Source organism: Streptomyces taklimakanensis (assembly GCF_009709575.1).
Classification (GTDB): Bacteria; Actinomycetota; Actinomycetes; order Streptomycetales; family Streptomycetaceae; genus Streptomyces; species Streptomyces taklimakanensis.
In genome coordinates, this window is record NZ_WIXO01000002.1 from 155,715 (window position 1) to 165,816 (window position 10,102).

Annotated in this window: 9 protein-coding genes and 1 pseudogene; 4 read left to right on the forward strand and 6 right to left on the reverse strand. The window is 67.9% G+C overall.

The genetic code is table 11. From position 1 onward, the window contains the following. The first annotated feature begins 2 nt into the window (after positions 1–2). Positions 3–1,151, forward strand: a complete 1,149-nt coding sequence (locus tag F0L17_RS26570) for a ParA family protein (protein WP_155074293.1) — start codon at positions 3–5, stop codon at positions 1,149–1,151. Then, a complete protein-coding gene (locus F0L17_RS26575; protein ID WP_155074294.1) occupies positions 1,148–2,194 on the forward strand; it encodes a ParB/RepB/Spo0J family partition protein in 1,047 nt (348 codons plus the stop codon). Before F0L17_RS26570 ends, F0L17_RS26575 begins: the two co-directional genes overlap by 4 nt. A gap of 166 nt (positions 2,195–2,360) precedes the next feature. On the opposite strand, the gene F0L17_RS26580 is transcribed toward F0L17_RS26575, so the two are convergent. Next, a complete protein-coding gene (locus F0L17_RS26580; protein ID WP_155074295.1) occupies positions 2,361–3,440 on the reverse strand; it encodes a YncE family protein in 1,080 nt (359 codons plus the stop codon). A 669-nt stretch (positions 3,441–4,109) separates the two neighbouring features. Further along, the gene (locus tag F0L17_RS26585) at positions 4,110–4,553 is read right to left on the reverse strand and encodes a hypothetical protein (RefSeq protein WP_155074296.1); all 444 of its coding nucleotides are present in this window, start codon (positions 4,551–4,553) and stop codon (positions 4,110–4,112) included. 702 nt (positions 4,554–5,255) lie between these two features. Between F0L17_RS26585 and F0L17_RS26590 the strand changes: the two genes are divergently transcribed. Next, a complete protein-coding gene (locus F0L17_RS26590; RefSeq protein ID WP_155074297.1) occupies positions 5,256–5,774 on the forward strand; it encodes an RICIN domain-containing protein in 519 nt (172 codons plus the stop codon). 512 nt (positions 5,775–6,286) lie between these two features. On the opposite strand, the gene F0L17_RS27935 is transcribed toward F0L17_RS26590, so the two are convergent. The 3 genes and pseudogenes from F0L17_RS27935 to F0L17_RS28590 all read right to left on the reverse strand — a co-directional run. Further along, a complete protein-coding gene (locus tag F0L17_RS27935) occupies positions 6,287–6,892 on the reverse strand; it encodes a CAP domain-containing protein (RefSeq protein WP_155074298.1) in 606 nt (201 codons plus the stop codon). A gap of 471 nt (positions 6,893–7,363) precedes the next feature. Next, on the reverse strand, positions 7,364–8,110 hold the full coding sequence (locus tag F0L17_RS28435; RefSeq protein ID WP_420802488.1) for a helicase associated domain-containing protein: 747 nt from the start codon (positions 8,108–8,110) through the stop codon (positions 7,364–7,366). Continuing rightward, a pseudogene (locus tag F0L17_RS28590) lies at positions 8,089–8,718 on the reverse strand (helicase associated domain-containing protein); the annotation flags it as partial. The pseudogene F0L17_RS28590 and the gene F0L17_RS28435, both read right to left, overlap by 22 nt. Positions 8,719–8,810: 92 nt before the next feature. Between F0L17_RS28590 and F0L17_RS26605 the strand changes: the two are divergent. Next, positions 8,811–9,194 (forward strand): hypothetical protein, encoded by a 384-nt coding sequence (locus tag F0L17_RS26605; protein WP_155074300.1) that lies wholly within the window; start codon positions 8,811–8,813, stop codon positions 9,192–9,194. Here F0L17_RS26605 and F0L17_RS28595 read toward each other — a convergent pair. Next, a complete protein-coding gene (locus F0L17_RS28595; RefSeq protein WP_420802487.1) occupies positions 9,182–9,667 on the reverse strand; it encodes a DEAD/DEAH box helicase family protein in 486 nt (161 codons plus the stop codon). The two genes, F0L17_RS26605 and F0L17_RS28595, sit on opposite strands and share 13 nt — an antisense overlap. Positions 9,668–10,102: the final 435 nt, after the last annotated feature.

Sequence of the window (10,102 nt, forward strand, 5' to 3'; positions counted from 1 at the left end):
CCATGACATCCCCTTATCCTGATGGCGACCGGGAAAAGGTAGCGTCAAAGCTCCCGGCCGCCCTCCGTCAAGAGCTCAAGATCCGTACTGCCGAGTACGGCATCGACATCCAGGACGCCGTCACCGAAGGCATCCACGCCTGGCGTGCCGACGGCGGTCACCGCGCCGCCGTGGACACCGCCGGTGCCGAGTCCTTCTCCACCTGGCTGCCCAACGGGCTCTACGGCCGGTTCAAAGAGGACTGTTCCGCACGTGGCGTCTCCTACACCCAGGGCTTGGCCCAGTCCGTTCGCGGTTGGCTGGACGCCCACCCGTCCCCCGGCCGGCAGTCCCACACCGGACCGCAACGCAAGATCGTCTGCAATCAGAAAGGCGGCGTCGGCAAGACCGCCGTGGCCGCCGGCATCGCCCAGGCCTACGCCGAGGACGGCAAGCGGGTCCTCCTCGTCGACTACGACCCCCAAGGACACCTGAGCGAACAACTCGGCATCGCGCAGATTCCCCCGGGCGAGGACAGCCTGGTGGCCCACATGTGCGCCGAAGGCAAGGCGGACCTGCGCGAACTGCTGGTCACCTTCGAGGACGAGCGGTTCGGCAAGAGGCTCCAGATACTGCCCGCCTGCTTCGACGGGTTCCTGCTGGACGCGAAGATCGCCACCAACACCCGGATCCGCCGCCGGGAGGCCACTCTCGAACGGGCCCTGGAACCCTTGGAGACGGACTTCGACATCGTCGTCATCGACTGCCCGCCGTCACTGGGCATCGCCATGGACGCCGCCATCTACTACGGTCGACGCCGCGACGGCGAACCCACCGGCGCCTCCGGCGTCATCATCCCCGTCCTCGCCGAGGACTCCTCCGCCACGGCCTACGCCATGCTCACCGAGCAGATCGAATCGCTGAAGGAAGACCTCGACCTCGAACTGGACTACCTGGGCCTGGTGGTGAACCTGTACGACTCCCGTCGCGGATTCGTCGCCACCTCCAGCCTCCGGCAGTGGAAGTCCCTGGGAGACCCACCCGTCCTGGCGGTCATCGGCGACCTGAAGGAACAACGCGAGGCCGTCCGCATGGGCAGACCCCTGCTGGCCTACGCCCCCCACTGTGACCAGGCCGAGGCCATGCGGCGGATCGCGAGGGCCTCGTCATGACCAGCAAGGCCGAACGGCTCGGCGCCTCTTCGGCGTTCGGCCGAGCCGGAACCGCGCGCAGCGCCCGCGGCCGGGTCACCGAGAAGGTCCTGGGCGGCAGCGACGACGGACCCACCCGTCTCGCCCTCCACCTGCTCAGCCACAACCCCGACAACCCGCGCGACTCCCTGCCGGACGTCACCGAACTCGCCGCCTCGCTGCGGGACCACGGGCAGAAGTCCGCGGTCACCATCATGTCCCGCGAGGCGTACCTGGCGGCCAACCCGGAGCGGGAGGACGAGCTCGAACCGCGGGCCGCCTACGTCGTCATCGACGGCAACTGCCGTCTCGCCGCCGCCCGGCAGGCCGGTCTGTCCTCACTACGGGTCATGATGGACGAGTCCCTGGGCGGCGATCCGGACGAGCTGCTGGAGTCCGCCCTGGTGGCCAACATCCACCGCCAGGACCTCGACCCCCTGGACGAGGCACGGGCCTTGAAGAAGCTGCTGGAAGTCCACGGCACCCAGGACAAGCTCGCCAAGCGGCTCCACCGCTCCCAGGGCTGGGTCTCCCAACGCCTGGCCCTGCTGTCCCTGACCCCGGAGCTGCAAAAGCGCCTGGAAGCCGGCGAGGAGCCGGTGGACCTACTGCGCGCGGTGGGAAAGAAGCCCCCGGAGCAGCAGGAACGGGAACTGGCGCGGCTGAAGGAGGAACGCGCCAGGAAACAGGCGGCCAAGGAAGCTCCGAGGAAGCGGACGCAACAGCCTGCGGCAGAGCTTCATTACGGCGTAATGAAAGAGGCTCCCTCCGACGGCGACTCGGCGGAGTCGGAGCTGCCCGTACCGAACACACCGCCTGCGGCGGCAGGATCCGCCCCGACCGTTCCCGCACAGTCCACCGCGGTGCCCGCCACGGACGTTCCACGGCCCCGCCCCACCACGACGCGGATGCCGTGGGACGACCCCGGGGCGATGTGCGCGCTTCTGCGGGAGGAGATGGCTCCGGAGGATCTGAGGAAACTCTTCGAGATGCTGCGGAGCACCATCGAGGGCGGCAGGAGCTGAGACGGTCACCCGGACCGCCCGGGGTGACCGGCCGGCAGGGCCACCGGTTGACGTTCGCCCTGCGGCCGATCGTGGTCTCGGCCGTGCTCGCCCGCGGATGGTCCGGAGCGGGACACCCCCGCTCCGGACCGCACACGACGCCCCTGGACGCCGCGTCACACCGCCGTCACGTCTCCGGGTTGTTCAGCACCCGCAGCTCCAGCGGCTTCGAATACGCCACCTCCACCACCGCGAACAGCCGGCTTTGGTCCTCGCTCCACGCGAGCCCGCCGTCCACCAGCTCCGGCGTGTGGTACGAGTTGTACGGCGCGGGCACGGTGGGGAAGTCGATGGTGCGGTACGGCTCCGAGACACCCGGCTCGAACAGCCAGATGTCCGGCTCGTATGCCGAGCTGGTGCCCGCCGCTATCGTCCCGTCCGGGGCGACGGCCACCGAGTTCGGGTACGTGTCGGTGTTGTAGATCGTCGTCGGGGACAGATCGGCGACCTTGTAGGCGTGGTGGTGGTACGGCGCGCCCGACGCGAGGATCGTCTCGGTGCCGTCGGCTGACAGCGCCATGTCCTGGAGGTTGCCGCTGCCGTCCTCGCCGAGGTCCTGCGCCCATGCCTTCTCCACCGGAGTGCCGCCGGCCACGTCGTACACCCCGACGGTGGTGATGCTCAGGCTGGGCTCACCGGCGACGAGGGTGCCCGGCGCGTTCGGGGACACCTCCAGCAGCGGCGGGTAGTACCACCTGAAGTCGCCCGCCAGGCCACGCGTAACGGCCGGGTGGTCGGCGTCCGCGACGGGCAGGTCGATGGAGCCGATGTCGCCCCAGCCGTCGTCGCCGTAACTGAACCACAGCTTCCCGGCAGTGAGGGCGACACGGGCCGGGCCGGTACCGCTGCCGGTGTGGTAGTGCTCGCGGATGCTGTGGGTGGCGGTGTCGATGACGGCGATGCCGTCGGAGTCCTGCAGCGCGACGTACAAGGTGGAGTCGTCGGAGGTGAGCGTCATACCTCTCGCGCCGGGCTGGTTGGGGATCTCGGCGAGGACGGAGCCCTCGAAGTCGGTGACGATGATGGAACCGTCGTCGGGGTCGGTGACGAACACCTTGCGATGGGTGTCGTCGACGGCGATGTCCCCGAAGGACGTGGTCGGCAGGGTGGCGGTGGTGTCGGCGGCGGCCGGGGTGGCGAGACCGAGGGCCGCGGCGAGAGCGACGGCGACGGTGGTGGTGCGGTGGGCCACGCGTCGTATGCGCACGGATGTCCTTTCGCTGGTGGTCGGCGGTTGGCCGGATGCGGGGCGTACCACGGCACGCGAGCCGGGGAACGTCCCTCCCTCTACACGACCCGCAACCTACCCAGCCCCTCTGACAGGCCGCCGGCCATCCGCACACCGCCGCGCCCCGGTCGCCTCGCCGACCCCCTCCACCGGACGAAGCCCGCGCACACGGGGCGGACCCAACAGAGCTCCCACCGAGGACCGGCCCGTCGACGACCTCATGACGGGGAGGCCGGTGCGGTGCTGTCCTGGCCTGCCGCCCGTGGCCCGCGGGGCGTGCCGCGCCCCCGTAGCCACGCCGACAGCCCCCCGGAGAAGGGCGAGGGGGGTACCGGCCGACGTACACGCCGCTCCGACCGTCCTTGCCCACCGCGACCCCACCCACGACGGAACCCTCCGCCTGGACCTCCACGGTGCCAAGCTCCCCGGAGCCAAACTCACGCTCATGAGCGCCGCGAGTCGGGAATCAGAACTGACCCCCGGCAGGGCGGACTTGTCCGGCACGGACCCGAGCGGCGCAATTCTCGTCGGTGCACAACGCATCTGTCCGTACCGGCCGGACTTCCCGACCGGCTGACCCACACAGGGAGCGGGGCCGGTCCGCACCGATCCCGCGTTCGAAGGCGATCGGGCGGGAACGGTGCGGCTTCACATGTCGTACCGCGTCGTCAGCAGCGCGAGAACGGCCGTCAGGAGCACCGCGGACAGGAAACCGACGATCCAGACCACCGTGAGCCGATCGGGCTCGATCTCGACGCCGGAGTTCTGCCGCTGGGCGATGTAGTGCCTGAGCACCCGGGCGCGGACGGGGAAGAGGGCGATCGGGAGGGAGACGAACGCGACGCTGTACAGGAACAGCAGTTCCGGCACCGGTTCGGACCGCAGCAGGTTGATCGCCAGGACAACGGCGGCGAACACGGGAGTCAGGACGTAGAACGCCCGCCTTTTCCACCTGCTCTGCTGCTTCCACGCGCTCCGTGACGCGCCCGGGAGCCTCATGCTGTCGACCAGCGCCCGCACACCGAGCATGAAGAACGCCGTCGCCGCGAGTGCGATCAGCCACCAACCGGACTCGGGAATCGAGAACAGCATCTTCCTCCCACCATCCCTTGGTCACACGGCGACTGCTTGTCCGGTGGGCGACGCCACTTCGCCGTGTCGGCGAGCTCGTTCGGCTCGACTTCCACGCCGTCGCGCACCGTCTGCGACATCTGCCGTCAGGGGCATCGTTGCACCTGCTCATGCCGAAGATCACTGCCGGAACCGGGCAACCTTCTCGGCTCGGCGTTGCCCCCTCGGCGCGATCGAACCACGGTTGCGGGGTGTGGCGATGACGAGTACCGCCGCCACCATCCGCTCCGTCTCCGGCGTCGGAGCACTCGGACGGGCATCGAGCGTGGCCGAGCACCGCGCTGCCGGCTGGTCGTGCTTGTCGGGTGCGCGATTCGGCCCGCTTCTTCTTCGGTGAACGGCATGTTGGAATATTGAACATGAAGGAAATTTTCTATGCCCTCCGGGAGGCTTTTACCTTTCGAGTCGCTTTGCCTCGGTGTGGGCGAGGAAATATCCCTCCGCTCGCCCGTGCGCTAATAGCAGAAATCTGACCGACCAAAGGTTTTTCCTTGATCGGAGCGGCGGCTGCGAAGCTTCCGAAAAGACTTTCCCTGCGCGTTTTCCTTTAACTCACAGGAGTGAAAGAGTGTTTCGCGCCGTGGGGGTGGTGGATATCCTCAAAATGTGCGACCCGGGAAAGGTGTGCGCACGGCACCCACTCTCGCGAAAAAGGGGAAGAGAATGCTCGGCAACAAGAAGGCAACTGTGATCTTCGGGGCGGCGGCCCTGGCTCTTGCCGGCCTGATGGGACCGGCAGGCCACGCGAACGCGGACCCGTGGGAACCCAACGGCCAGGAATTCCGCGCCTACAACGTGAGCGTGGAACAGTACCTGGACTCCGACGGCTCCGGGGACAACGTGATCACCTATCCGCCCGTGGGAAGCAACCATCAGGTGTGGGTCGAGAAGAACCCTTCGGGCAACACCTTCCAGCTCACGACCCTGGCACGCCCCACCGAGTGCGCCAAGGCACCGACGACCCTCGGAAAGCCCATCACCATGGTGGAGTGCGCCGACGTGCCCACCCAGCGGTGGGAGTTCGTCAGGGAAGGCGACCGGTTCATCATCCAGCGGGCCAACTCCGACGGCGAGGTGATGGCCGCCACCGGAAAGAGCTCGCCGGGTAACCTCAAGAACGTCGTGCTGCAGAGCAGGACCGGCAGCCTCGCCCAGCGCTGGTACGTCAACCCCATCGATTGACCCGAGGCGCACACCCACCGTCCCTCGACGTGTGAGGTCACCGGTCGAGGTCCGGTGACCGGAACGTGACCCAACGGATCCGGGCCGGCAGGGAAGCACGGACATCGCCTCGGCTCCCGGAACGGCCACGCCCCCGCGGACTGGTGTGCCTCAGCACCGTCCGCACCCTCGGTTCCGGACCCACCGGCCGACACGATCCAGTGCCTCGCCCGTAACAGCAGCCGGGCGGGGCACTCGCCATGCCCCCGCGAGGAAACCGACAAGGCAGCGGCGACAGCGAAAACACCCTGTCCGCCCTGCTCGGCTTCCTCCTCCACACAGAGGGACGAACCTGCGCCTGGTCGATGCCCATCCGTACCGAGGGAGAACGACTCCCTGCAACGGGCCGCTCGTTCACACCTGTAGGGCTTCACGCTCACCGATGTGTGTTCCACCAGGGCAAGGCTTCGTCGCGGCCGCGGCCGCGACGAAGCACGCTACGGCCGGTCTTCCGCACCACCCGTTACAGACCCTCAGCGCGGGGTGCCGACGATCTGGGTCCACCAGGTCTCGCCTCGGCCGTGGGCCAGGCCCACCCCCACATCCCGGTAGCCGCAGTCGAGGATGATGCGCCGGTGCGGCGTGCTGTCCATCCAGGCATCGACGACCGAGGAAGCGTCCGGATGGCCGTGAGCGAGGGTCTCCCCCGCCTGCCGCCAGGCGTATCCCGCCTCCATCAAACGCTCCCGCAAGGACGCCCTCCCCGGCCCATGATGGGAGAGAGCGTTGTTCTTCTCCATGAACTCGCTGTGGTCCTGAGCCGCCTCGTCAAGGACCCGATGCGAAGCGAGGGGACGGCACCCGGCCTCTGTCCGCAAGTCATTGACCAAGCGGACCACCTCACCTCGTACACCCGTCACGGCCGGTACGGCCGACACCGCGACGTGCCCACGCGACACAAGCTGCACCCGGGACGCCTCAGAACCTGCGCTGACAATCCGATGTTCGCCGGTATCCGCGTCCGCGGAGACCGCGGACGCGGCAACCACGACCGCTGCAGCAGCACCCCTCGCGAGAGATCGTCCGAGGAGAACCGCGAGTCCGCACTCCGATGGCTTCTTGCTTCGCTCTCGCCTCATATCAGTCCCGTCACGGGTGGATAATCCATCTTTCGCGCGCGAAAAATCCCCACGCACCCGCAGCCATTATCAAAGGGGGGCCCGCCTCGGTGAAAGTTGTGAGGAAAGGCGCGCGGTGTACTCCGATGCAGCAGTGCAAAAAATTACCTCACCCGAGCATCGAACCGACCCGAAAGGCGCGTTTAAGCGAACCCTGGCATGTGCTTCACGCGAGGAGGTGAAAGCAAGAAGCACTGCACACACTCCCCAATCGAAACGACCGGCTTCCGTCGAGCCACGAACGGCACCACACTCCATGTCCGCGGAAGACTCAGCGGACAGGACCGCTCCTTGTGGAGATTTTCACTCCGGAATTGTTCCAGCCGGCCACCGCCGATGTCTGCCGACGGTGGTTGGACCGTATGCGGTCGGTATGGAGCCCGGTGAGCGGAAACCGAGGAGCAGACCAGGGGCGACGCGCCCTTCCCTGCGTCACAGCGCTCCGAGTTCCTTCAGTGCTTTGGTTCGCTGGTGGGGGAGTCGGGGTTGTCGTTGACGTTGGTTGCTGATCCAGATGCCGAGTCGGATGGGGTGCTGGTGCCCGGTCTCGTCACGGACGGTCTCGATCCACTCGCGGGGCACCCGCACGTGTCCTTCCCGCGTCTGGTGTTGGCGGAGTGCGGCGAGGCCGCGGTCCCAGGTGCCGGCGCCGGCGGGCACGACACCGCTTGATCGGCCAGTCCGCCCTGATCGCCCAGGGCCGGTGTGGTGGACTGGATGCCCAGGGCGGTCAGGCGTTCGCGTTGTCCGTCGGCCAGCTGCTTCCACTCGGTGCGCTGTCGGGCGAGCCAGAGTCCGACGTCCTCTCCGCCGACAGTGACGCCGGGGCGGATCTCGGCGAGGGTGGCGCTGCCGTCGATGCAGGCGCGCACTTTGGCGTACTGCCGTTGCCAGTCGACGGTCCAGCCCTTCTCCGCCGGGCTCCAGTTCGGATCGATGACAGCGAGCCGGGCGGCCCGCTCCACCGCGCGTTGCGGGTCTTTGCCGAGCCCTTCGGGGCGGCGGCAGTTGGTCAGTGACTGACCGGTCGGCCGGTCTTCGGCCATCACCGCCGGCCGTGGCGCGCACAGCGTCCCGTGCACCGCGAAGTAGGCCCGCGCCGCGGCGAGGTTCTCCTCGAAGGCCGCGTCGGGCACCGACCACACCATCCCGGCTTCCTCCAGCAACTCCACCCGCCACGCAGCCAGCGTCCCGGCCCGGTAAGCACGCCGCTGCTCACTGATCCACTGACCGAGCGGGAAGGAGCCGACGCAGGCATCCACCGCCACCGCTGCACGCGGGTGTTGCACAGAGTGTGGCGGGAGTTCGAGACGGTCTGGCGGGCCGGTGACCAGCTCGTTCGACGGGAGACGGAGCGGGTCGGTGCGGCCACGGTGAGCGGTGGCCTGGACATCGTGCTGGCCGGGCTCAACCCGCGGATCCGATCCGTCGGCTTCACCCCCCACATGCCCGACCTGCGGGGGCGGAGGGCCGAGCTGGGAGACCGTCGGCTGATGCTGGTCCCGATCGCCGCCGGTGCCGGTGCGTCGGTGTTCGCCTTCGACCGACCCGACACGGTTTGGATCGGCTGTCCGCTGCCCGGTCTGGGGCGGTTCTGGGCAGGGGAGTCCGAGCCGCCCGCCGCACCGAACGCGGCGACGCGCTGGTCGATCTACCGCTGTGACGCTGTTCCGGCACCGCGGCTGTTCAGGGGCGGCGGGAAGGGAAGGGAGGCGGTGCCTGCGCCCCGGGCCCGGGCTTTTAGAACGTGCTCTAAATGTTTGGTGTTGCCTGGTTGTCGTCCGCACACTCGAGGGGTCACTGCGGATGAGTAACGGTTCGCAGGTTTGTGACAGGCCGTGGGGTATCGGCCTGTTTGCTCTCAAGGGGGAATGTCATCATGCGCAAGCGCATCCTTGGAGTCCTTGCCACGGCTGCCGCGTTCGCCGGTGTCGTAGGGGCGGCGGCCACCCCGGCGTCCGCCGTCGCCGCGGACTTTGGACCGGCCACCGCGCCGCAGACCCAAAGCGTGGGCATCCAAGGCGGCATTGTGGAAACGTGGATCCACGGGAACATCAGGTACGGGCCGTCCACGGACTACGCGATCCACTACACCGAGGGCGCGGGATTCGTTTCGTACGGCCTTTGTTGGAAGTACGGCGGTTGGGTCAATGCCAACGGTATCTCCCACAACAAGTGGGTCAAGCTCTCCGACAGAGAGTGGATCTGGGGCGGCCTGCTCAAGGGCGACGAGACCGGCGGTGTCCGCAACTACTGCTCATAGTTGACTCGTTGAGGATCCGGTACCGGGCGTTGAACGTCGCGGTGCCGGATCCGGGGAGGACCCAGGTTTGCCGGAGTGTTCGTCCGGCGGGCCTGGGCCTCTTTGGCATGGGTGTCGGTTGGTAGGTGACGCCGTCTGGGAATCTTGAAGGTCAAGGCTTCCTGCGCCTCTAGGGCCTCATTGCCTTCCAGGGAGCACACCGCGACGGCGGGGCTGGTGTGGCCGGCCGCCTGCCATGCCTGGATGGTCTGGGTGAGCAGGTCCAGGGTGGGCACCATGACCAGTACCCGGCCGCGCGGCTCCAGCCTTCGGGCGGCCTCGGCCGCGATCAGGGTTTTGCCCGCCCCGGTGGCCGCCACCGCGGTGGCCCGCAACCCCTCTGCCGGCACCTGACGTCCTGCGCGGTATTCCAACACGTGGACGATCGCGTCCACCGCTTCGGCCTGGTGCGGCCGGAGCCTGATACCCGCCACGAATTCCTCTCTCGTTCCTTGTCATGTTTTCCGAGCTCGGTAAACAATTCGCATGAACCGCGCGGAATCGCCGGGTGTGGGTTCCGCCTGGTTACATGTCGATGCGCGCGTGCGCGGATCTTCGCATTCTCCATCGCCTTACGCATGGAGATGTTCCTCGCCTTCCCAGGGGTGATGTGTTTTCCCGAACTCTACACAGCGATGCATCTCTGTATGTGAGGAACCCGTCAACCCGCCCTGTTCTTCGCCCCGTGACTGACCGTCACGCTCGCGGTCATCCCGCACTGTCCTTTTCCGCTATAGCCGGCCGCCCGCGCAGCGGGCCCAACTCTTGCCCACCGCGCAACCGCTGACGGTTGGCCACTTCCGCCTCATGAGGGGGTGTTCCGGGGGTGGAGCGCAGCGGAACCCCCACCCCGCCACACAGGCCCTCCA